The sequence below is a fragment of the Syntrophomonas zehnderi OL-4 genome (genome assembly GCF_000983115.1).
Taxonomy (GTDB): Bacteria; Bacillota; Syntrophomonadia; order Syntrophomonadales; family Syntrophomonadaceae; genus Syntrophomonas_B; species Syntrophomonas_B zehnderi.
Genome location: NZ_CGIH01000004.1, coordinates 71,306 through 94,405 on the forward strand (window position 1 = coordinate 71,306; position 23,100 = coordinate 94,405).

The 23,100-nt window shown below is 42.9% G+C and carries 17 protein-coding genes and 1 pseudogene; 13 read left to right on the forward strand and 5 right to left on the reverse strand.

Translation table 11 applies throughout. The annotated features are described in order from the left end of the window. Positions 1-242: 242 nt before the first annotated feature. Positions 243-1,151: a DUF4825 domain-containing protein gene (locus AAV90_RS00865; protein WP_084691425.1), complete on the forward strand. Its 909-nt coding sequence runs from the start codon at positions 243-245 to the stop codon at positions 1,149-1,151. 133 nt (positions 1,152-1,284) lie between these two features. After that, positions 1,285-1,964 (forward strand): annotated as a pseudogene (locus AAV90_RS14315) (IS3 family transposase); the annotation flags it as partial. Between the two features lie 168 nt (positions 1,965-2,132). Here AAV90_RS14315 and AAV90_RS15045 read toward each other — a convergent pair. Next, the gene (locus AAV90_RS15045; RefSeq protein ID WP_198142796.1) at positions 2,133-2,438 is read right to left on the reverse strand and encodes a hypothetical protein; all 306 of its coding nucleotides are present in this window, start codon (positions 2,436-2,438) and stop codon (positions 2,133-2,135) included. Between the two features lie 360 nt (positions 2,439-2,798). Here AAV90_RS15045 and vanR point away from each other — a divergent pair, with 360 nt between their 5' ends. The 11 genes from vanR to cydC all read left to right on the forward strand — a co-directional run bounded on the left by vanR (position 2,799) and on the right by cydC (position 16,509). Next, positions 2,799-3,500: a VanR-ABDEGLN family response regulator transcription factor gene (gene vanR / locus AAV90_RS00875; RefSeq protein ID WP_046494795.1), complete on the forward strand. Its 702-nt coding sequence runs from the start codon at positions 2,799-2,801 to the stop codon at positions 3,498-3,500. Next, positions 3,490-4,605 (forward strand): sensor histidine kinase, encoded by a 1,116-nt coding sequence (locus tag AAV90_RS00880; RefSeq protein WP_341363003.1) that lies wholly within the window; start codon positions 3,490-3,492, stop codon positions 4,603-4,605. Before vanR ends, AAV90_RS00880 begins: the two co-directional genes overlap by 11 nt. Before the next feature lie 138 nt (positions 4,606-4,743). Continuing rightward, a complete protein-coding gene (locus AAV90_RS00885) occupies positions 4,744-6,171 on the forward strand; it encodes a VanZ family protein (protein ID WP_046494797.1) in 1,428 nt (475 codons plus the stop codon). Between the two features lie 292 nt (positions 6,172-6,463). After that, entirely contained in the window at positions 6,464-7,510 is a 1,047-nt protein-coding gene (gene vanG, locus AAV90_RS00890; RefSeq protein WP_046494799.1) for a D-alanine--D-serine ligase VanG, read from the forward strand. A 2-nt stretch (positions 7,511-7,512) separates the two neighbouring features. After that, a complete protein-coding gene (locus tag AAV90_RS15210) occupies positions 7,513-7,704 on the forward strand; it encodes a hypothetical protein (protein WP_046494800.1) in 192 nt (63 codons plus the stop codon). Next, positions 7,691-9,823 (forward strand): serine racemase VanT catalytic subunit, encoded by a 2,133-nt coding sequence (vanT, locus tag AAV90_RS00900; RefSeq protein ID WP_046494801.1) that lies wholly within the window; start codon positions 7,691-7,693, stop codon positions 9,821-9,823. The genes AAV90_RS15210 and vanT overlap by 14 nt, the downstream gene beginning before the upstream one ends. 185 nt (positions 9,824-10,008) lie before the next feature. Then, positions 10,009-10,431: an RrF2 family transcriptional regulator gene (locus AAV90_RS00905; protein ID WP_046494803.1), complete on the forward strand. Its 423-nt coding sequence runs from the start codon at positions 10,009-10,011 to the stop codon at positions 10,429-10,431. 116 nt (positions 10,432-10,547) lie between these two features. Continuing rightward, entirely contained in the window at positions 10,548-11,936 is a 1,389-nt protein-coding gene (locus tag AAV90_RS00910) for a cytochrome ubiquinol oxidase subunit I (RefSeq protein ID WP_046494805.1), read from the forward strand. After that, the gene (cydB, locus tag AAV90_RS00915; RefSeq protein ID WP_046494808.1) at positions 11,927-12,931 is read left to right on the forward strand and encodes a cytochrome d ubiquinol oxidase subunit II; all 1,005 of its coding nucleotides are present in this window, start codon (positions 11,927-11,929) and stop codon (positions 12,929-12,931) included. Before AAV90_RS00910 ends, cydB begins: the two co-directional genes overlap by 10 nt. 129 nt (positions 12,932-13,060) lie before the next feature. Continuing rightward, positions 13,061-14,791, forward strand: a complete 1,731-nt coding sequence (gene cydD, locus AAV90_RS00920; protein ID WP_046494810.1) for a thiol reductant ABC exporter subunit CydD — start codon at positions 13,061-13,063, stop codon at positions 14,789-14,791. Then, on the forward strand, positions 14,788-16,509 hold the full coding sequence (gene cydC / locus AAV90_RS00925) for a thiol reductant ABC exporter subunit CydC (protein ID WP_046494812.1): 1,722 nt from the start codon (positions 14,788-14,790) through the stop codon (positions 16,507-16,509). The genes cydD and cydC overlap by 4 nt, the downstream gene beginning before the upstream one ends. Positions 16,510-16,526: 17 nt before the next feature. Here cydC and AAV90_RS00930 read toward each other — a convergent pair whose 3' ends face one another. From AAV90_RS00930 to AAV90_RS00945, 4 genes are all read right to left on the reverse strand, one after another. Next, entirely contained in the window at positions 16,527-18,932 is a 2,406-nt protein-coding gene (locus tag AAV90_RS00930; protein WP_052729516.1) for a PAS domain S-box protein, read from the reverse strand. A 270-nt stretch (positions 18,933-19,202) separates the two neighbouring features. Then, positions 19,203-21,809 carry an ATP-dependent chaperone ClpB gene (gene clpB, locus AAV90_RS00935; RefSeq protein ID WP_046494814.1) on the reverse strand — a complete coding sequence of 869 codons (2,607 nt, stop codon included), beginning with the start codon at positions 21,807-21,809 and terminating at the stop codon, positions 19,203-19,205. 5 nt (positions 21,810-21,814) lie between these two features. Continuing rightward, positions 21,815-22,090: a chaperone modulator CbpM gene (locus tag AAV90_RS00940; RefSeq protein ID WP_046494816.1), complete on the reverse strand. Its 276-nt coding sequence runs from the start codon at positions 22,088-22,090 to the stop codon at positions 21,815-21,817. Then, positions 22,087-23,085, reverse strand: coding sequence for a DnaJ C-terminal domain-containing protein (locus tag AAV90_RS00945; RefSeq protein WP_046494818.1), 999 nt, complete (start codon positions 23,083-23,085; stop codon positions 22,087-22,089). The genes AAV90_RS00940 and AAV90_RS00945 overlap by 4 nt, the downstream gene beginning before the upstream one ends. Positions 23,086-23,100 lie beyond the last annotated feature (15 nt).

Here is a 23,100-nt window from a genome sequence, read left to right on the forward strand (position 1 = left end):
TTTATCGGCGGCATTCTGGCTCCTGACCAAGGCGTTTTACTCAAATATTATAACGGGCAACATAATAATGAATAGCTCCATTATGATTGTCAGTCGCGGACTTGGTAACAGCCTATTTCTGCAAAGATTTTTTAACCGTCCTGAAATAATTTCTATTGAATTGAAGTAGTGATTATAGCTATAACCAGAAGATTTCATGCTATATTATAGTAAAAATTAAGTGGAAGGAATGTAATTATAAAATGAATAACAAAAAAAGATTACTTATGATATTTTGTGTGCTTATTTTACTCACAACAGCAGGGGGTATGCTGGTGGGTTGTAATGAGAGTGCCAATGTGCCTTCGACATCGGCAAACGACAAAAATAAAGCTGCCATAGATAATCAAACCGACTCTATACATAGCAAAGAAGAAAATATAGAAGCCTATCTTCAGTCAAAAGGATATAAAATGCAAATGAATAGCGGGATGGGTTTTGATATTTATGTACCCTCTATAGACCGCGAAAAAAATCAGGCATTTTTTAATAGTTTAAATAATAAGTCCATGCCAAATGGATATGATTTTTCAAGTTATCTGGATAAGCCGCTACAATACGTGGCAGCAGCCATTGAAGATAATGGTATCTACAAGGATATTAATTTTTTATGTTGCCAGGAACAAATCGTAGGAGTATGGGTTGATGTTTCCAATAAAGAACATCTTGACACCAGGCAAAAGTTAATCCCCTTTAATTTCGTATATGACACCCCGGAGAAACTGCTAAAATATCAATCGAAGTATGTAGGCGATAACAGTAATGTAACAAATTTGGTATATACATTACCCTATATAAATGGGGTTAAACCTTTAGGTATTGAACTTAAAACCGATAATAAGCCCTACGGCATTATTGTAAATTGCCATGGATATGGCGTTGATAATAAATCAAGCTTACCCTATTTTAAAAATGCTGCGGTAATATTTAGTCTTATTGATAATGTGGAAGTTATAACCTTCAATATAACCGATATGGATAACAATAAGTCTTTCGATTTTACCAGAGCAGAAATAGAAGATTATTTCCAGCAAGATGTGCGCCAATACACTAAAAGTAATAAGGAATATAAAAAGTTTTTAAAAGCGGTACTTGATGTAAACCTGAATTAACATTATCACCTAAAGTTCAGCCGGTATAACCCGATCCCTGAACTCTTTGAACCTGGCGGCACGCAAATTCTATGTCTGGGAAAGATTTGAAGGTGCATTATACTGCTCCCTGGGAGCAGTATAATGCACCTTTTACGGATATCGCAGGATCGCTGCGGAAATGCAAGTCCGGGGACGGCAAATAAATCGCAAGCGAGTCCGTAGACTTATGGGCATAATGGGGATTCAGGGAATCTGCCCTGGCCCCAATCTCAGTAAACGTTTACATGCCAAATATGTACACCCGTATTTACTGAGGAATCTTAAGATTGACCATCCAGATCAGGTATGGGCCATTGATATCACTTACATACGGTTACGTCAGGGATTCATGTATCTATTCGTTATCGTAGATCTTTACAGCCGCTATATAGTGGATTACGAACTAAGCACCAGTATGGATCGGCATTGGGTGCTGGAATGCTTTAAAAGAGCATTCCAGCGCAGAAGGCCGGAGATCATCAACAGTGATCAAGGTAGCCAGTTTACCAACCAGGCCAGTTTACCAACCAGGACTATATCGAACTCCTTCAGACCGAAGGGATCAAGATCTCCATGGATGGCAAGGGACGAGCCCTGGACAACATTTTTGTAGAGCGATTTTTCCGAACGCTCAAGTACGAGAATATCTACCTTAATGAGTATGAAACCCCGAAATCTCTGCGCAGAGGGTTAAATCAATACATAAAGTTTTACAATGAGCAGCGGCTCCATGGATCGCTTGGATATAGATGCCCCGTTGACTTCTACCATCAGGACCTTGCCCAAATAGCTCTATTGTCAATTGGGGCCATTTTACTTGGATATAGTTATGCCCATGAATGGTATGGAATTTTAGAATCTGAAGTGCAATACTGGGGTTATCTCAGTGAAGCATTGGGCCTAATATTACTTATACTTATCCTGCCTCGTTTTAAGGGAGTAATTTTAACGAAAGTTATCTTATTCATAGGCTTGATTATTAATATTCCGCCAATCATACTCTGGTTTATATTCCATGGTTCTATCGACTCCAGGGATAAAACCTAAAAACCCAAGAAACCCCCAAATTCCAAGCAATCCAAGCCTTTGCGGAAATTTCATGCTCGACTCATGAAAGAATCGTAGTCCGATTAAACTAAAAGCGGCAAACGTAGCCAACCATGGTTTAAAGGTACCTAATCCCGTCATATAGCCTATAACGCCCACCAATCCTACGAGGCCAACCAGTCCAAGGCTCTCCGGAAATTTTAAACGAAAATTAGACATCGACATGAAATAGCGCCGCAGACTTTTTGGTATGCTGAAAACCCATCAGGTTGCCTTAATTAGCCTGGATTACATTATATGCCGATGTTGGCTGAAAAATATTACCGCAATTTCCTTTTGCGGCTACGTCCATTATTATAGTAGATAGTTATTCTCCGTCAAGAAGTAAGAAGCCGGCCCGGTAAATCATAATTACTCTATACCCTGGCATTCCAACCGCTTTGGAGGATTTCAAGATATAAAAGCAAACCGCATCCTTATGAAAATATTAATAATCTCTCATGATATAAATAAGAAATATAGTTGATGTATTTTGTAAAATAGTAGAGTGTCAGGTTCTGCCTGAAAGGAGTTGAAATCATGAGTGATAAAATTCTTGTGGTTGATGACGAACATGAAATAGCATATTTAATAGAAGTCTACCTGCAAAATGAAAATTATGAGGTATTAAAGTTTTATTCTGCCAAGGAAGCTCTTGCCTGTATTGAAAAAACGGAAGTTGACCTTGCAATTTTAGATATTATGTTGCCGGACAGCAGTGGTTTCACGCTTTGCCAGAAAATACGGGAACGTTATACCTATCCCATCATTATGCTGACTGCTAAAGATGAAGAAATCGACAAAATAACCGGACTTACATTGGGTGCTGACGATTATATCACCAAGCCCTTTCGCCCGCTTGAGGTAGTGGCGCGCGTAAAAGCACAGTTGCGGCGATATAAAAAGTATAATCCCGGGCATGGGGAAGACGTGGAAAAAGATGTCATCCTCCATTCCGGCCTTGTTATGAATATTAAAACCCATGAGTGTTTCTTAAATGAAGAACCGCTCACCCTGACACCTACGGAATTTTCAATTTTGCGAATTCTTCTTGAGAACCAAGGCAAAGTTGTAAGTGCGGAAGAACTATTCCATAAAATTTGGAAGGATGAATATTACAGTAAAAGCAACAATACTATCACTGTCCATATCCGCCATCTGCGCGAAAAAATGAATGACACTGTTGAAAATCCTAAATATATAAAAACCATATGGGGGGTTGGCTATAAAATTGAAAGCTAAAGATAAAAGAGAATTTGATTATACCCGTATGCAGATTAAAATATTCTTTTTTCTGATTGGAGTAATTGCCGCCTCCTTTTTGGCTTTTGCTTTAATGTACTATTTTCATTGGAACAGGATTGGCGGAAGATTGATTACTCATATAGCGGGGTATTTCCTGCAAATAGGTTTTTTTGCGACGCAAAATTTATATCAGCTATTTTATATCTTGTTGATACTGCTTATCATGGCAGGGCTTTTTCTCATAATCCGCGCATTTTTGCGCTATGTTACCAAGCCGCTGTCCGATGTTGAGCAGAGCCTGGGGATGATTCTCATTGACAATGCGGAGGAAATCAGCTTGCCGGAAGAACTGACCGCCATCAGCCAACGGCTAAACGCCATGAAACAAACCCTGGAACGCCGGAATCTGGAAGCCCAAACAGCCGAACAACGTAAAAACGAGCTTGTTATGTACCTTGCCCACGACATCCGCACTCCCCTTACTTCTGTAATAGGATATTTGAGTTTGCTGGAAGAAGTGGAAAATATGCCGCCAGAGCAGAGGGAAAAGTATACGCATATCGCACTCGAAAAAGCCTACCGGCTGGAAAAAATGATCAATGAATTTTTTGAAATAACCCGGTACAATCTGCAGCAAATCCAAATAGAGAAAACGGATATAGACCTCTACTACATGTTGGTACAATTAACCGATGAATTGCTGCCCATTTTGTCAAGCCATGGAAATACAGCTGTTTTACATGCAGACGAAGAATTAATGGCCTATGGCGATGCTGAAAAGCTGGGGCGGGTTTTTACCAATGTTCTGAAGAATGCGGCTGCTTATAGCTACCCGAATACAGAAATTCACATCCTAGCCCAAAAAAGAGATGATGCCGTAACTATTACATTTCAAAACAGGGGTGACACCATACCGCCTGAAAAATGCGCTACTATATTTGAAAAGTTTTATCGCCTGGACGAAGCACGAACGAGCGATACCGGGGGTGCAGGGTTGGGACTTGCAATTGCTAAAGAAATTATTATATTGCATGGCGGCTCCATTACCGTGGAAAGCTGTGCAGATATAACTTCTTTTATTATTACACTTCCGTTTAAATAACACCGCTTCTTAGTATTTTCTTAGGAATTTATCAAGAAAGTATTAAATTTAAGACGGCAGAGACCGGATATACTGTAGTTAGTAAATTGCGCAAGACTGATAACTTCAACTACAGTATAAAAACGGGGGTTGATTCATATGGATATAATTACGATTTTTCAGGCATTGCTCCGCTGGGGTGTGTTTGCACTCATCGGAGGCTTATTATTGGCGCTTAGCATTTTTGTAGGGTATTTAATATATAAAAAGGTGTTTCATGGCCAAAAGAGTATGTCGAAAACGCAGTGGATTACCCTGTTTCTTTTGTCATGCTGGCTACTGCTGGTATTGGCATTAACCTCCTTAAGCCGCGGGGCAAACTTTACCGGTAGCTTCAATATAGATTTTTTCAGCGGCTATATAAACGCATGGAATAAGTGGTCCATCAGCGAATTGCAGCTTATAATCTTCAATATGCTGATGTTTGCACCTTTGGGGTTTTTATTGCCGCTTTTTTGGAAAAAGGCAGAGAAATTCAAAGTAACCCTTTTCGTGTCGATTGGGCTTACTATCTGTATTGAAATCTTACAATTATTTACGGGAACGGGGATATTCGAACTTGATGATTTATTCCACAACTGTATTGGTAGCTTGTTTGGCTATTTCTGCATAATGGCAATACTCTCTATTATTAGGGAAAAGCGGGTTCGTTTTGCTCCCCTTGGAAAAGTATTGATTTTCCCGTGTGTCATTGGAATGATAATTGGCAGCGTGTCTTTGGTTTATGCACACCAGCCTTACGGAAATATGCCGATTCTCCCTGCGGCAAAGCAGGATATGTCAAAGATTCAAATTAAAACCGATCTTTCCTTAACAGATCGACCTGCCACAGCCTCCATTTATAAAAATACCTATACGGAGGATCAGGATTATATAAAACGGATTATAGCTGGGCTTTCCGAATTGGAGGATATCACCTTTTATGGTATTCAACGCCGTGAAGACGCAAACCGGGTTTATACCGGCAAAAATCCCCAAAATAAAGAAGTAAAACTGGATTTCTTTTTCAGGACGGGGGATTGGAGTTACACAACATGGCGTGATGCCGCCGCCTTAACCGAGGAAGCAGCGAAGAATCATAGAGATTTTTATAAAAACTGGCTGAAAAAAGGTGAATTGCTCCCTGCTAACGCTGTTTTCAGTATACAAAACAACGATACGCTTAGATGGGATGCACTGGATGAGAACGACCTGGCAACTGGCAAAACCTCATTCACATCTGGCTCTATCCTAATGCAGTTTGATAGCAAATCGGAACTTGCTTATATGTATTACGGAATTAGCTGGAATGAATATGTAGCAACAGAAGACATTATTTCTCCCCAAGCAGCCTTTAAGCAGGTTGAAGATGGAAACTTTGAACAGTATGTACCCTTCCAGCCGGGAGATACCCTGTGGGTCAAAAAATGTAAGCTCGCTTATGTTTACGATACGAAAGGATTTTATCAGCCTGTATATCGTTTTACTGGATATATAAACAGTAAGGATAATTCCTGGAATTGTCAGATTCCCGCTTTGGCAAAATAAAACTTTCTTTATAAAATTATTTAACCAGGCAGAGATTGCATATTTGCTCCTACCTGCTGATAATTTGGAAAATATCAATCTTACCTTAAGATTTTCTTAGCAATTAAACAACTCAATATTAAAATTCGGCCTGTCCGCTTTTGATAGCATAGTCTCATCAAAGCAGACAGGCTTTTTTATGTAGTAAGGATTATACGACGATAAGAAAACGAATTACTCCAATTAAGAAATGCGAAATAGGCTATCCGCTTCTGGAAGGGACGGACATTGTTGAGAAAGGATTGAAAGCAAAATGAAAAGATTAAATATAGCGATCTTATTCGGGGGATGTTCTCCTGAGTATAGTGTGTCACTCCAATCGGCCTACTCTGTAATTACGCATATAGATACCGACAAATTCAGACCCGTTTTGATTGGGATTTCACCTAAGGGAAACTGGTATCGGTTTTTAGGGGATAATGGAAAAATTGCATCCGACACCTGGTGCAATTCCTCGGACTGCTTGCCGGCAGCAATTTCGCCAGATCGTGATGCGCTTAAACTATTGGTATTACATCCTGACAAAGTTGAAGAAATCCCGATTGATGCCGCTTTTCCTGTTCTCCACGGAAAAAATGGCGAGGACGGTACAGTTCAGGGCATATTTGAAATGGCAGGAATACCGATTGTCGGCTGTAGCACACTGGCCGCGGCGCTTTGCATGGACAAAAATCGTGCCCACCAGCTGGCACATATGGCCGGTGTGCATGTCCCCACTTCCTTCGTATTAAAAAAGATGGATGCCACAATTGCTCTGGAATCGGCAGAGATTCTCGGATATCCCCTGTTTGTAAAGCCGGTCAGGGCTGGTTCCTCCTACGGCATTACTAAAGTGACTCGCCGGGATGATCTTCCCGCCGCTGTCAAGTTGGCTTTTGAATATGATGATGAAGTCATCGTAGAGGAAAGCGTAACTGGATTTGAAGTGGGCTGCGCCGTTATGGGCAATAATGAGTTGATTGTCGGGGAGATCGATGAAATCGAATTATGGGACGGATTTTTTGATTATACGGAAAAGTATACCCTGAAAAACTCGGCCATTCATGTCCCGGCGCGAATTTCCAAAGAAAAAGCGGAGGAAATCAAACAGACCGCCCAAACGATTTATCAGGCCCTGGGCTGTCGTGGTTTTGCACGGGTGGACATGTTCCTTAAAACTGACGGCCAGGTCATTTTCAATGAAGTCAATACGATTCCCGGCTTCACCTCCCACAGCCGGTATTCCAATATGATGAAAGCCAGCGGCATTTCTTTTGAGCAGGTCATTTCCCATGTGATTGAATTGGCGGTAGGTGTTTAAAAATGCTGGTGGTAGTGAAAAAGTCTGCTCGTGCTGACAACCTGATTTACTTTGGTCAATGCTTGGTATCCCTGCTGTCCGTTAAATATAGCAAGTTTTCTTGCCCCAATGCCTTCACACCGGTGGTGCTGTCCGGCCATAACACAGACGGGTTTTTTCTGCGTGAATGGAGGTATCGTAATGACAAAAAATAACCAGTATGGAGGGCTGGATACATTCAAACTTATCGCTGCCTTGCTGGTCATTTGCATCCATACCTCGCCTCTGACTACGTTCAGTGCAAATGCAGATTTTCTTTTAACCCGGATCATCGCCCGGATCGCTGTGCCTTTCTTCCTAATGGTAACAGGCTTTTTTATCCTGCCTCCCTACCTGTTTGCAAGTAGCCGGGACAGGCTTCCGCTTATGCGGTTTCTCAAAAAGGTTGTGTTTTTGTACGCTGTAGCCATCATCATCTATTGGCCGGTCAATCTTTACGCAGGCCAATTCAAGGGGCTTGATGTTGCCGATGTTATTCGCTTGGTCCTGTTTGATGGCACGTTCTACCACCTGTGGTATCTTCCGGCCGTAATTCTCGGTGCTCTGATGGTATTCCTGCTGAGCCGCAAGCTGTCGTTCCAGGCGGTTATGGTTGTCAGCCTGTTTCTGTATGGCATTGGCCTGATGGGAGACAGCTATTTTGGTGCGATTTCTGGTGTGCCGGTTCTAGCCACGGCCTATGACGCCATGTTTCAAGTATTTTCCTATACCCGTAACGGACTCTTCTACGCTCCTGTCTTTTTGACAATGGGCGCATGGTTTGCTCATTCCCCACAGACTGGCGGCAGGAAAAAAAGTGCGGCTGGGTTTGCGCTTTCCATCCTGCTGATGACCATTGAAGGATTTGTCCTGCACTATACAGGCTGGCAGCGGCACGACAGCATGTATGTTGCTCTTCTGCCTTGCATGTATTTTCTCTATCAGCTGGTCATGGTGTGGGATCGAAAACCGAACCCATTTTTACGGACTATTTCCACCTGGATTTACATCATTCACCCCCTTTTTATTGTGGTTGTGCGGGGAACGGCAAAAGTAACCGGGCTTGTGGATATACTGGTACGAAACAGCCTCATCCATTATCTTGCCGTGGCGGTACTGTCTGTTTTGTTTGCTGTGTTGGTGGCCAAGTTGTCCTTTTTAAAAAAGCAAAAACGATTCCAGAAAGGACGGGCTTGGATAGAGCTTGACCGTGCTGCGCTGCGCCATAATGTGTACGCCCTTCGCGCATTGCTTCCTGATGGTTGTGAGTTGCTGCCCGCTGTCAAGACAAATGCCTATGGACATGGTGCAGTTTTGATTTCTCAGGAACTGAACCGGCTGGGCGTAAATGCCTTCTGCGTTGCAACCGTTTATGAAGGGGCTAAGTTACGTAAAAATCGCGTCAAGGGAACGATTTTAGTTTTAGGCTATACCCACCCGAGTGATTTTTCACTGCTGTGCCGCTATAAGCTGACGCAGACTGTACTTGATCTCGCTTATGCGCAGCTACTCGACCAATATGGCAAAAAGATTTCGGTGCATGTCAAAATTGATACGGGAATGCACCGTTTAGGAGAGCGCAGCGAAAAGACAGAAGAAATAATCAGGATTTTTCAGTGTAAGAACCTAAAAATAGAAGGCGTTTTTACCCATCTATGTGTGGCTGGCGATCCTTCCCCTAAAAGTACAGAGTATACTCACATCCAGACAAAAGCCTTTTACGATATCATTGCCGAGCTTAGCCAGCGCGGATTTCCATGTCCAAAAAAGCACATCGTCAGCAGTGATGGCCTTTTGTACTATCCAGAACTGGCTGAAAACTATGCCAGGGTGGGGATCGCACTCTATGGATTACTAAGCAGCCGCGCTGATTTGAAACGCTGCGGCATTTCCTTGGAGCCGGTTTTGTCCATAAAGGCGCGCATAGCTATGGTTAAGGATTTGTTCCAAGGGGAAGCTGCCGGTTACGGACTTCAATTTGTAGCTTCGCAGGATAGCAGAATAGCGGTTGTGGCAATAGGATATGGTGACGGCATCCCGCGTTCCTTGTCGTGTGGGGTGGGAAGCGTTTTGATTCAGGGCATCAAAGCCCCGATTGTCGGGCAGATATGTATGGATCAAATGTTGGTGGATATCTCCGACATTCCAAACGTCAAGTCCGGAGACATCGCCGTTATTATTGGGCAGTCCGGGAATGAAAAAATAACTGCCTGCGACCTCGCTGAGCAGGATGGGACAATCTCCAACGAAATCCTTAGCTGCTTGGGTGAGCGGTTGGAAAGGCTGTTAATATAAGATTTTAAAAAAGCAACTTTAGCCTTGGGCTGGGGTTGTTTTTTTTTTGCTGTTTTTGAGACTTTTTCACGCAGTCTGCCTTCAGCCCGGATGCTCATTTAATATTGACAAGTTTAGCTAATTCTACTATTCTAAAATTAAAACTAACTATACCATTTGAGTATAAATTGGGAGGTGCTAAACGGATGCAACTAAACCAAGCAACTGACTATTCTTTTCGGGTAATCCTGCACCTAACTTTAAAAGATACTATTGTCTCTGCTAAGGAGTTGGCAGAACAGGAACAGGTGCCTATGCGTTTTCTGCTAAAAATACTCGGTTCTTTAGTTAAAGCAGGTATTTTAAAATCTTATCGTGGTCAAGAGGGGGGCTATGCATTGGCTAAAGATCCCAAAGATATTACTTTGTTAGATGTAATAGAAGCTATGGAAGGTCCCATTGCTATTAATCGTTGTTTAACCCATCAGGATTACTGCAGTAAACGTTGGACTAAAGTATGTCCTGTCCATAATGTACTCGGAAATATTCAAAAGGAGCTGGTAGATGACCTTAGTAAGCATAATTTTCAAGATTTAATTAATAGCTATCGTAGTTGTCAAAACGAGTAAATATAGCGAAAAAGCATGGTCAAAATCACTATTTTTACTCTGCTTAAAAAAAGTAAAGGAGGGTAGTCTGGCAAATTGAGTCTTTCAATTTTCAAAACTAAGGGGGGATTTACTACATGAGCGAGTTGTTACTTGCCCGTTGGCAATTCGGTTTAACATCTGCATACCACTTTTTATTTGTTCCTCTTACCCTGGGATTGTCTCTGTTAGTTGCAATTATGGAAACCGCTTATGTTAGAACTGGCAATGATACTTATAAAAAGATGACTAAATTCTGGGGAAAACTATTTGTAATTAATTTTGCAATGGGAGTAGTAACCGGTATCGTATTAGTCTTTCAATTTGGTATGAACTGGTCCGAGTATTCCCGCTTCGTAGGGGATATTTTTGGGGTTCCTCTGGCAATTGAAGCACTACTAGCCTTTTTCTTAGAATCTACTTTTTTAGGGATTTGGATTTTTGGTTGGGATAAGATTTCTAAAAAAATTCATTTAATGAGTATTTGGTTAGTCGCTATTGCTAGTAGCATATCATCTTTATGGATTTTAACCGCTAACTCTTTTATGCAAAACCCGGTCAGTTATCGACTTACAGAGACGAAAGCTGAACTGGTAAATTTCGGCGGTTTATTAACCAACTCCTATCTTTGGCACCAATTCCCTCATGTGTTGCTGGGTGGTTTTTGTACGGGAGCTTTTTTTGTTTTAGGGGTTAGTGCTTATCATCTTTTACGGAAAAATGATGCAGCTTTTTTTAAAAAGTCTTTCCAAATCGGAATTATTATAGGTTTAATTAGTGTATTAGGGGTAGTTGGATTAGGACATGTTCAAGGACAATACTTAGTAAAAAACAAGCCTCTGAAAATGGCAGCAGCCGAAGCATTATGGGAAACTGCTGATCCTGCTCCTTTTGCCATAGTAGCTAGTATTGATCAAGAAAAGAGGGAAAACTCTTGGGAAATATCAATACCAGCCTTTACCAGTTTTATGGCCTATAACAGCTTTTCGGGAGAGGTCAAAGGATTGCGGGATTTACAAGCCGAATACGAAGCTGCTTATGGTCCAGGGGATTACCTACCGCCAGTAACTCCTGTTTTTTGGAGTTTTAGACTCATGGTGGGAGCTGGCTCCTTAATGGCTTTACTTGCTTTGTTAGGTATTTTCGCCCACTTTAGAGGTAGATTAGACGATAGAACCTTTTTATTACGTGCCTTTACTTGGGCTATTCCCCTCCCCTTTTTAGCCAACTTATTTGGTTGGATTGTGACTGAAATGGGTAGACAGCCTTGGATTGTTTACGGTTTACAGACTGTAAATGATGCGGTTTCGCCTAACGTATCTGCGGGAGAAATATGGGTTACCCTCATCGGATTTACCGTTATCTATTCTCTTTTAGCATTAGCAGATTTATATCTTCTAACTAAATATGCTAAACTTGGCCCTATTGAAATTGATATTAGCAAAGATATTCAAGTTCCTGGGGAGGAGGTTTCCTTATGGACCTAAATATTCTATGGTTTATTCTAGTCGGTGTCTTGTTTTGTGGGTTCTTCTTTTTAGAAGGCTTTGATTACGGTGTCGGGATATTACTGCCTTTTGTTGGTAAAACAGATATAGAGCGACGGGTTCTAATCAACTCAATTGGACCTGTTTGGGATGGGAATCAGGTTTGGATGATTACTGCTGGTGGTGCTATTTTTGCAGCTTTTCCAAATTGGTATGCCACCCTTTTTAGCGGTTTTTATCTGGCTTTGTTTCTACTATTGTTAGCCTTGATTATTCGCGGGGTATCTTTTGAATTTAGAAGTAAAGATGACAATCCCTTATGGCGTTCTATGTGGGATTGGGCTTTATGGTTAGGTAGTTTACTGCCAGCTTTACTATGGGGAATTGCAATAGCCAATTTAATACGTGGGGTACCGATTGATGCTAACATGCATTTTACAGGTAACTTTTTCTCCTTGCTATCTCCTTTTACAATAATGACTGGGATAGCCTTTGTAGCTTTATTTACTTATCATGGCGCCTTGTATTTAACTTTAAAAGTAGAAGGGGATTTATTGCAGCGGGTTAAAGATTTAACACCTAAACTTGGGGTAATTGCTATAATTACCGTAGTAGCTATGGCTGGCTTGCTGCTGGCAGAAACTGATATTATAGCTAAACCTATTTCTATGATAACTTTAGCTTTAACAGCAATAGTATTAATTGTTTCTGTCTTGGCTGCCCGAGGTGGCAGTTTCGGTCGTAGTTTTTTTGCTACTGCTTTAACTATAGTATTTACTGTAATTACTATCTTTACTGGACTATTCCCTCGAGTAATGGTTTCTAGTTTAGAACCTGCTTGGAATCTAACTATTTACAACGCAGCTTCCGGTTTTAACACCCTTAAAGTAATGACTGTTGTAGCAGTAATCTTAGTGCCGATTGTATTAGCTTATCAAGCTTGGGCTTATTGGACTTTCCGCCATCGGGTCAGTGTAGAAGACTTAAATTATTAACTGAGAAAAAAGCTTATAAATTTTGGTTTTAATACTTTGATTTAGATGAATGTATAAATACTCTATATATTTATACATTCATTTAATTATTATTACTTTTACTCTTTAGTAGAAAACGGGGGTCACTAAATGGCACCTAGCTCCTTATTAAAATTAACTAAACATATGAAAAAGGAATTCATATTAGTTATCATAATTGGCACCTTAACAGGTATTTTAATAATATTTCAAGCCCTAACTATCGCCCGCATTGTGGATGGCAGTTTTTTAAAAGGTTTAGGGCTGGCAGACCTAAAACCATTATTCCTAGGATTGTTATTTATTATCCTCTTTAGGGCCGGCCTTTTTTGGCTAGGGGAGGTATTAGCCCATAGAGGTGCTACCCTAGTTAAAGAAAATTTACGCAAGGAATTGTTAAAACACCTTTTTGCCCTAGGTCCCATATATGGTCGTAGTCAAGATACTGGGCATCTTGTCAATACTTTAATAGAAGGAGTAGAAGCACTAGAAGTATACTTTTCCCGTTACTTGCCTAACTTAGCCTTAGCTGCGATTATTCCCATTGGAATTTTACTGGTAGCTTTTCCCCAAGACTTATTAACTAGTTTGATCTTTTTGCTAACAGCTCCTTTAATACCTCTATTTATGATCCTGATCGGCAATTTAGCCGATGCTAGAGCTAACCAACAATGGTATATCTTAGGTCGGATGAGCAGTCATTTTTTGGATGTGTTAGACGGATTAGCTACTTTAAAACTTCTTAAACAAAGTGCCTCCCAAGCCCAGATTATGTCACGTTTAAGTCAGGAATGGCAAACTACCACCATGAGCGTCCTTAGAATTGCCTTTTTATCAGCTTTCTTTTTAGAGTTTTTTATTACTATTAGTACTGCCATCGTAGCCGTTGCTTTAGGTTTAAGACTCATCTACGGAAAAATTGCTTTTGAAACCGCCTTTTTTCTACTGCTTTTAGCACCAGAATATTATACCCCCTTAAGAACTTTGGGAGTTAACTACCATGCTGGTATAACTGGTATTAAGGCAGCCACAGATATTTTTGAACTGTTAAACACCCCTATACCACCTCAACAGGAAGGTAAAAAAATAGTCACCCCCCAAATACTTGCAAAAGGGATTGCTTTTACTAACGTCAGCTTTGCTTATAATAATGAAACGACTGCTATAAAAGATGTTTCTTTTAATATTAAACCAGGAGAAAAACTAGCTATTGTAGGTTTTAGCGGGGCAGGAAAAAGTACTATTTTACGTCTTTTAATGGGCTTTGTCACCCCTCAACAAGGTAATATATTTATTGGGGATACCCCTTTAACAGATTTATATATGGATAATTGGCGCGAACAAATCGTATTAGTCCCTCAAAACCCGTATTTATTTTATGGTTCTGTTAAAGAAAACATAGCTTTTAGCAGACCAAAAGCTACCTTAAAAGAGGTAAAACAGGCAGCCCGGTTAGCGGAGATTCATTCCATTATCGAAACCCTTCCCCAAGGTTATGATACTATTATTGGTCAGGGGGCTCGCACTTTAAGCAGCGGACAAAAACAACGATTAGCTTTAGCCCGAGCCTTTTTAGTAGATAGCCCCTTAGTATTGCTAGATGAGGCAACTACTAGTCTTGATCCAGAAAATGAACAGCTTATAAAGCTAGCCTTGCAAAGGTTATTGACCAATAAAACCGCTATTTTAGTAGCCCACCGGCTAGCTACCTTGGAAATGGCAGATAAAATTATAGTTATGGAAAAAGGTCAGATAGTAGAGCTAGGTACCCATAAAAAGTTACTAGAGGCTAAAGGCAGCTACTATCAACTAAGGCAGGCTTACGGGGGGATAACAATTTGAAAACTACTTTCCGTTTAGCAAAATTAAGGGTTCCTTATTGGAAACTGATAGTGTTAGGAGTTCTTTTAGCTTTTTTAACTATAAGCAGTAATATGGGGCTATTAATCGCCTCAGCTTTTTTATTATCTTGGTCAGCTTTAAAACCATCTGTAATGGATTTAATGAAACTAATCGCCACGGTACGTTTTTTTGGTTTATCAAGGGCTGTTTTTCGCTATGGAGAGCGGTATACGACTCATCAAGCCGCATTAGCTATTTTAGGCAATATAAGGAACTGGGTTTATCTTGCTTTAGCTAGCCTGTCTCCTGGTCAACTACAAAACTATCATAGTGGTCAATTGCTATCCCGCTTAGTTACTGATGTGGAAAAATTACAGGAAATCTATCTTCGGGTACTATTGCCTCCTCTAATTGCCTTGTTGGTGTTTATCGCTACTTTTGTTTTTCTGCTACAGTTTCACTGGTCGTTGGCGATATTCTTTGCTTGCCTATATTTTTTAGCTGCCCTAGGCATCCCTTTATTAGTTAAACGACTAACAAAATCAAAAACTGATTTAACTAGATCCAGGGAACTTTTAAATACTTATCTTACCGATAGTATTAAAGGTCTTACGGAGATTACCGCCTTTCGCAGAGCTAGTGATACTATAGAAATAGCTGCAGGACAAGACAATAGTTTAACCCGTTGGCAAAACCAGTTAGCCAGCAGAAATGCCCTAACCGGCACCTTAACCCAGCTAATCTCACATTTAGCAATGTATACCACTCTATTATTGGCAGTTTACTTAGTATCTAAAGGAGAGTTAAAAGGTATTTGGATAGCCCCTTTAGCATTAGGGGTATTAGCTAGTTTCGAAGCAGTTCAAAACTTAGCCCATATTATCCCTAACTTGGAGGATAGTATTTCTGCCGGCAAACGAGTCTTAGAATTAGTTGATACGCCTCCAGCCGTTATCCGCCCTCATTTAGAGGAAACTTGGCTGCCTTTGCCAAATTACAACTTGGCTGTTAATAATCTTTCCTTTACTTATCCCGACTCCAATCAACCTGCCTTGGAGGGAATCAACCTTTACCTTCATCATGGAAATAAGATTGGTATTGTAGGTGCAAGCGGATCAGGTAAAAGCACCTTAGCCCATTTACTGTTAGGCTTTTGGCGTTATGAAGAAGGATCTATCATGATAGGAGGCCGGGAACTAAATTCTTTCCCCGAAGAAATATTATGGTCTACTTTAGGTATAGTATCACGCCAAACTTATTTGTTTAATGCTACTATTAAAGAAAATATACTACTAGCTAAGCCCGATGCAACCGAAGAAGAACTATTAAAAGCAGTAGCAAAAGCCCAGCTAATACCCCATCTGGAAAAACTACCTAAAGGGCTTGATACTAAAATTGGAGAAGACGGTTGGAAGCTATCTGGTGGCCAAAGACAGCTGGTAGCTTTAGCAAGAATTTTTTTAAGTAATCCGCCTATACTGATTTTAGATGAAGCTACCGAAGGTTTAGACCCGATTACTGAACAGGAAGTACTAATTGCTGTTAAAGAATTAATGGAACACCGTTCCGCAATTTTTGTTACCCATCGGCTCCTAGGTCTAGAAGAAATGGATGAAATAATAGTCTTGGCTCAAGGCAAAATTGCAGAGAAAGGTCGCCATCAAGATTTAATAAATAAACCTAGTCTTTACCGTAAAATGTATCAGGCCACCAACTAAAGCCTGAAATGAAAAGCTTAACGCAGTCTGTTGTCCCCGGGGCTGTTTTCGAAGATATGTAGGAAAAGCTCGGCCAAGCGGGGGTCAAACTGGGAACCGGAGCATTTTTTTATTTCCTTTATAGCCTGGGCGTGGCTGGAGGCATTTTTATAATAGCGCACATGGGTCATAACGTCATAAGCATCGATAATGGCTAATATTCTGGCCAGCAGGGGGATTTCCTCTCCCTTAAGTCCCCTGGGGTAACCGCTGCCATCCCATCTTTCGTGATGGCTTAAAACCTCCTCGGCTATTGCCATTAATTCATGGGATGAGTGAACGATACGATAGCCTATCTCCGGATGTTTCTTAATTGAATCCCATTCCGCCGCCGACAAAGCCCCCGGCTTGTTTAGTATTTCGTCAGGAACTCCGATTTTGCCAATATCGTGTAGTTTAGCCAGCAGGGACAGGCGATCAATTTCATGATCCGGCAGGTTTAAAGCCCGTCCAAACTTTATACCCATTTCCTTAATTCGTTCAGCGTGTTCCTTGGTTTCAAACGTCTTTTCGTGCAGACTTATCTCCAGGGAAGAAATGATAGAGTTGCGGATGCTCTTATTTTCCAGCAGCTTATTTCTATACATCACATTTTCGGCTTCGGCGATAACTTTATAAATATCCTGCTGGGGGGTGGTTTTAGTGGCTACCCCCAGTGCGAGGCTGGGCTGAATCGGAACCGGGTTGCTTTCCTGACAGGCGATTCTGATCTGTTCACAGATAGAAGAAGCAATGGTTTCCGGGGTTTGGGGCAGTAATACCACGAACTCGTCCCCGCCCCAGCGAGCGATGATATCATCGGGCCGACAGCATTTTTTAAGGATACCGGCAACCTCAACCAGGAGTCTATCTCCGGCTAAATGACCGAAGGTATCATTGGCCAGTTTTAATCCGTTGACATCACCCATGATAATACTCAGAGGCAACTGCCAGGGCTTCTCCAGACGCTGAAGTTCTTCATCAAAAAATGCCCGGTTGCAAAGGCCGGTCAAGCTATCATTGAAACTTAAATAGCGAATCCGCGCTTCCGCTTTTTTCCGCGCCGATATTTCCTCACCGGCCACCAGGATATGGGAGTAATTTTTATCGTAATCAAAGATCAGGTCGATCTTATACTGCATATATAGTTTTTTACCCCATTTGGAGGTATGCTCTGCCTCTACCGTGAAGGAATGGCTGCTTTCATAATGATCTAAAAAAGTGCGGACTAAATCCGCCATTTCCGGACGCTTTTCCGCTTCCCTAAAAACATTTAGGCCGATGATGGCCTGCCTGGAGGGCGCCCCCATTATCTCCACCCAGTATTCATTGGCATCCTGTATTTCACCATTGAGGGCGATTTTAAGAAGTCCCAGCGGGCTTTTTTCAAACAGATGACGGTATCTGGATTCACTGGCTTTAAGCTTTAGTTCGGCTTCCTTTTTGGCGGCAATATTCCGGGTGGTGCCAACAAAACGCAAAGGGTTCCCCTCGTGATCCCATTTAACCACCTTGCCCCGACTCATTGCCCAAACCCACTGCCGGGATTTGTTTAAAAGGCGGTACTCGGCTTCGAAATAGGTGGCTGAACCTTCAAAATAACTCTTTAGGGCCGCTTGTACCGTTGGCAAGTCAGAGGGATGTACGCGGGTTTCCCAGTTTTTGATGTGAGGTTTAATTTCGTCCAGATCATAGCCCAGCATTTTAAGGCCCCGGTCATTAACGTATAAATGCCCGGTTTTAATATTGTAGTCCCAAAGACCATCATCGGTTGCCCACAGGGCGAAATCCAAACGCTCCTGGCTATCCCGCAGCTGGGCATTAAGCATCAGGAGGTTGTTCTGCGAGCTTTGCAGTTCGGCATGGATTTCCTCAAGTTCAGCATAGGTCTCTTGCAGCATGTTGTATTGGTGAACAATAGTTTCTTCATTCTCTTTGCGCCGGGTAAGATCATAGAGTACGGCAATAACAGCAGGTTGTCCGTTCCAGGTAGTATTGCTGGCGGTATGATCGACCCAGATATCACGGCCATATTTAGTTCTTATTATCAGTTCCGGGATCGGAACCACCTCTTCACCACGTTGCCTGGCCCAGGCTCGTTCTTTGATTATTTCCTGATATTCAGGATGAACCAGCTGCCAGAAATCAATATCGGCACATTCTTTTAGGGTATATCCGGTCAGCGCAGTGAAGGTAGCATTTATAAAAACGAAACGGTTGCCCTGCAGGATGTGAATACAGGCGGGAATGCTGTCAGCCAGGATCTTAAAGGTGCTTTCGCTCTCCTGCAGGTGTGTTTTTAGCTCCGAGTATTTTGATAGTATTTGTTGTAAGTCATTGACTTGCTCAAGAAGGAGTGCATTTTCTTTTGCAAGGGTCTTGGCAGCTATTTTATCACGCGTCATAAATGCTCCTTAAAAGATAACGATATTAAGTAATATATTTATGGAAAAAGCAACCAAAGCATCTTTTGCATAAGCTGCAGGTAGATAAATTGCCCTAAGCCGAAGAAATTAATTATTTTTGGAAAATATTCTATATCCCTTTATTAAAATCCTGCAAAAATTATGAAATTAATAATATCCTTTGGAAAATTTACCGAAATAAGGAGAAGGCCGGAAATTTTTAACCATTTCCGGCCTTGGAGGTATTTTTGGTAATGATAGTGATGGGGACTATGCACCGGGATAGGTGCTGTGGTATTTAATACCGTTTTCATCAGCGCTTAAGTTAATGACAGCATTTTCCTTGATATCTCCGGCTATTATCTGCCTGGATAGCAGGGTTTCTACCTCCTGCTGGATAAGCCGCTTGAGCGGGCGAGCGCCATAAGCGGGATTGTAACCCTTTTCAGCCAGATAGGCCAGGGCCTTGTCATCCCAGGTAAGCTGGCTGTTTAAATTGTTTTGTAACCTTTGGGCCAATTTATCCAGCAGTAAGCTGGCGATTTCCGCGATTTGGTCTGCACTAAGAGCTTTAAAGACTATGATTTCATCGAGACGATTCAAAAACTCAGGACGAAAATGCAGTTTCAAAAGATCCAACACCTGCTGTCTCATGGCGGCAAATTCGCCGCCCATTTCCTGGAAGTTTAAGATTTCCTGGCTGCCGATATTGGAGGTCATTATAATGATGCAATTGCGAAAATCGACCGTGCGTCCCTGGCCGTCTGTCAAGCGGCCATCATCTAAAATCTGCAGCAGGAGATTAAAGACATCATGATGGGCCTTTTCTATTTCATCAAACAGGATTACGGAATAAGGTTTGCGGCGTATGGCTTCGGTAAGCTGACCGCCTTCTTCATAACCAACGTAACCGGGCGGTGACCCGATCAAACGGGCTATACTGTGTTTCTCCATATATTCAGACATATCCAAGCGGATCATGGACCTTTCATCATCAAACAGGGCTTCGGCCAGAGCCTTGCTAAGCTCAGTTTTGCCAACCCCGGTTGGACCCAGAAATACAAAGCTGCCTACCGGGCGATTAGGATCCTTAAGACCGCTGCGCGAGCGCAAGACCGCATCGGCCACAGCCGTGACGGCTTCATCCTGGCCGATAACCCGCTGATGCAGAATTTCTTCCAGGTGCAGCAGCTTCTGGCGTTCTCCTTCCAGCAGACGGCTGACATTAATGCCGGTCCAGCGGCTGACTACCCGGGCAATATCCTCTTCTCCGACTTCTTCCTTAAGCAGCATGTGCTGGCCTTGTTTAACAGCCAACATTTCTTCCTCGGCGGCCAGTTTTCTGCCTAGTTCGTCCAAACGCCCGTATTTTAGTTCAGCCACCCGGTTTAGATCATATTCGCGTTCGGCTTTCTCCATCTCCATGCGGCAGTCTTCGATATCTCGTTTTAGTTGACGTACCCGAGAAATAGCCTGCTTTTCAGACTGCCACTTGGCCTGCATGGCATCAGCCTCACCCTTTAAATCCAGGGCTTCTTTGACGATATGCTCCCGTCTTTCCCGGGAAGCTGCATCGTCTTCTTTCTCCAGGGCGGCGGCTTCAATTTCCAGTTGCATGATCCGCCGGGTGATCTCATCCAGGGCGGACGGCATGCTGTCAATTTCCGTGCGCAGGCGGGCGGCGGCTTCATCCATCAGATCGATGGCCTTATCCGGCAGAAACCGATCGGCAATATAACGATCCGAAAGGACTGCCGCCGCTACTAAGGCCGAGTCTTTGATGCGCACCCCGTGATGTACTTCATAGCGTTCTTTCAAACCGCGCAGAATGGAAATAGTATCTTCAACTGAAGGAGGATTGACCATCACCGGCTGAAAACGTCTTTCCAGGGCGGCATCTTTTTCGATATGTTTACGGTATTCATCCAAGGTGGTTGCCCCAATAGCCCGTAGTTCTCCGCGGGCCAGCATCGGTTTTAACAGATTGCCGGCATCCATGGCCCCTTCCGCTGCCCCGGCTCCTACTACCGTATGCAGCTCATCGATAAACAGAATCACCTGTCCGTCAGACTGTTCCACTTCCTTGAGAACCGCCTTCAAGCGTTCTTCAAATTCTCCCCGATATTTGGCACCGGCTACCAGGGCGCCCATGTCCAGGGCGATTACGGTTTTGTTTTTCAGTCCCTCAGGAACATCCCGCGCAACGATGCGCCGGGCTAAACCTTCGGCAATGGCGGTTTTGCCAACCCCCGGCTCGCCGATTAACACCGGGTTGTTTTTCGTGCGCCGGGATAGGATTTCCATTACCCGGCGTATTTCTTCATCCCGCCCTATGACCGGGTCTAATTTGCCCTCTACTGCCAACCGGGTCAGATCCCGTCCATAACGCTGCAGGGCTTCATAAGAATCCTCCGGGTTATCGCTTTCCACCCGCTTTAAGCCACGGATATTTTTCATGGCGATTAAAAGATTATTTCTGTTAACGCCCCTGCTTGTCAACAAATCACGCAGATCACTTTCTCCCTCCGCAGCCAGGGCCAGCAGGAGATGTTCCACACTGATATATTCATCCCTTAATTGGGCGGCTTCCTTATCAGCCTGGGTCAGGACGCGGGACAAACTGCTGCTTAGATAAAGCTGTCCTTCATAACCGTGTACCGCAGGTATTCTATCCAGCAAGGCCTGCAATTGTTCGTTTAGTTGGGGCAGATTGACCCCGGCCTGTTCCAGCAGGCGGGGGGCAAGACCGTTATCCTGCTTAAGCAAGGCCTTAAACAAATGTTTTCCGGTTACTTCCTGATGATGCAGGAAAGCCGCAATTTGCTGAGCTTCATTCAGGGCTTCGCGTGATTTTTGGGTAAATCGTTCCATATTCATTTATATCACCTCCATTTTAGGGATTGAATTTCCGTTTCCAATTCTTCAATCCGATCCAGTAAATCCAGGATTATTGCAGCACCTATAAGGTTAACCCCCAGCCGGTTCCTAAGGCTGGCAATCCGCCTAACCCGACTGAGATCACTGACACTGATATAGTCTGTTTGCAGCGTTATAATTCCCATCTCATCTAGGGTTTTAAGCAAGTCGGGATGGAAACCCGCGCTGGACAGGGGCAACAGTTCTTCACAGCTTTCATAGTATATTTTAATCATGGTCATTTTCCATCCCCGCCTTGTCTGATTTCTTTTAGTTTACGGTACAGGTTCTTCTCTTCCTCAGTCAGATCCCGAGGGATATCGATCTGGATCAGCAGATACTGATCGGCTCGACCGCCTTCTTTAAGGGGCAGTCCCTTGCCTTTCAAACGCAGGCGGGAACCATTACGGCTGCCGGCAGGGATCGTTACAGTTACGCTGCCTTCCAGGGTAGGAGCCTTTACCTTATCCCCCAATACAGCTTGTTCCGGACGCAAGCTGATGGAAGTTTCCAGATCCCGTTCTTGGACTTTAAACAACGGATGGGGCAGCAGGTTGACTTTGAGATAAAGATCTCCGGCTGCCGCTCCCCCCAGCCCCTGGCTGCCCTGTCCCTTTAAACGGATGGTACTGCCGGCGTAAACACCGGGGGGAATTTTAATGTCCAGATTTTTCTCCTCTGGGAGATTACCGGTACCACCGCAGCGGCTGCAAAAACCGCGGCCTCTTAGCCCCTGTCCTTGGCAATCGGGACATAGCTGCCGGGAGGTTAGACGAATCGATTTATTGCCGCCATGGTAGAGTTCTTCCAACGTTAAATCCAGATTGGTTTCTATATCCTGACCAGGACGGGAGGCTGACTGGAAAGGTGAGGTGCCCGCTGCTCCCGGTACGCCAAAAAGGCTGGCAAAAAAGTCGCTGAAACCGCCTAGGTCTTCCGGATTTATATTAGTACGGTAATAATGAAACCCATCCCTATCCGCACCGTCAAATTCCTGACCGGCTTGCCAGTTTTCTCCCAGACGGTCATATTTGGCACGCTTGTCATTGTCTTTTAATACTTCATAGGCTTCATTAATACGTTTTAGTTTTTCCTCTGCCTCATCCTTCTTTTTACCCGTATGTAGATCAGGATGCCACTTACGAGCTAATTTTCGGTAGGCAGCTTTGATATCCTTGGCACTGGCATCGCGGGGGATCCCCAGGATTTCATAATAATCTTGATATTTTACTGCCATTTATCCCCCTCCGTT

Excerpts from the sequence above, each read along its gene's own strand:
- cydD (WP_046494810.1), top strand. The coding sequence starts at position 13,061 with ATGGCACCTAGCTCCTTATTAAAATTAACTAAACATATGAAAAAGGAA.
- cydB (WP_046494808.1), top strand. The coding sequence starts at position 11,927 with ATGGACCTAAATATTCTATGGTTTATTCTAGTCGGTGTCTTGTTTTGT.
- AAV90_RS15045 (WP_198142796.1), bottom strand. The coding sequence starts at position 2,438 with ATGTCTAATTTTCGTTTAAAATTTCCGGAGAGCCTTGGACTGGTTGGC.
- AAV90_RS00910 (WP_046494805.1), top strand. The coding sequence starts at position 10,548 with ATGAGCGAGTTGTTACTTGCCCGTTGGCAATTCGGTTTAACATCTGCA.
- AAV90_RS15210 (WP_046494800.1), top strand. The coding sequence starts at position 7,513 with ATGCTGGTGGTAGTGAAAAAGTCTGCTCGTGCTGACAACCTGATTTAC.
- AAV90_RS00905 (WP_046494803.1), top strand. The coding sequence starts at position 10,009 with ATGCAACTAAACCAAGCAACTGACTATTCTTTTCGGGTAATCCTGCAC.
- AAV90_RS00865 (WP_084691425.1), top strand. The coding sequence starts at position 243 with ATGAATAACAAAAAAAGATTACTTATGATATTTTGTGTGCTTATTTTA.
- AAV90_RS00945 (WP_046494818.1), bottom strand. The coding sequence starts at position 23,085 with ATGGCAGTAAAATATCAAGATTATTATGAAATCCTGGGGATCCCCCGC.
- vanR (WP_046494795.1), top strand. The coding sequence starts at position 2,799 with ATGAGTGATAAAATTCTTGTGGTTGATGACGAACATGAAATAGCATAT.
- vanG (WP_046494799.1), top strand. The coding sequence starts at position 6,464 with ATGAAAAGATTAAATATAGCGATCTTATTCGGGGGATGTTCTCCTGAG.
- AAV90_RS00940 (WP_046494816.1), bottom strand. The coding sequence starts at position 22,090 with ATGACCATGATTAAAATATACTATGAAAGCTGTGAAGAACTGTTGCCC.
- AAV90_RS00885 (WP_046494797.1), top strand. The coding sequence starts at position 4,744 with ATGGATATAATTACGATTTTTCAGGCATTGCTCCGCTGGGGTGTGTTT.
- clpB (WP_046494814.1), bottom strand. The coding sequence starts at position 21,809 with ATGAATATGGAACGATTTACCCAAAAATCACGCGAAGCCCTGAATGAA.
- AAV90_RS00930 (WP_052729516.1), bottom strand. The coding sequence starts at position 18,932 with ATGACGCGTGATAAAATAGCTGCCAAGACCCTTGCAAAAGAAAATGCA.
- vanT (WP_046494801.1), top strand. The coding sequence starts at position 7,691 with ATGACAAAAAATAACCAGTATGGAGGGCTGGATACATTCAAACTTATC.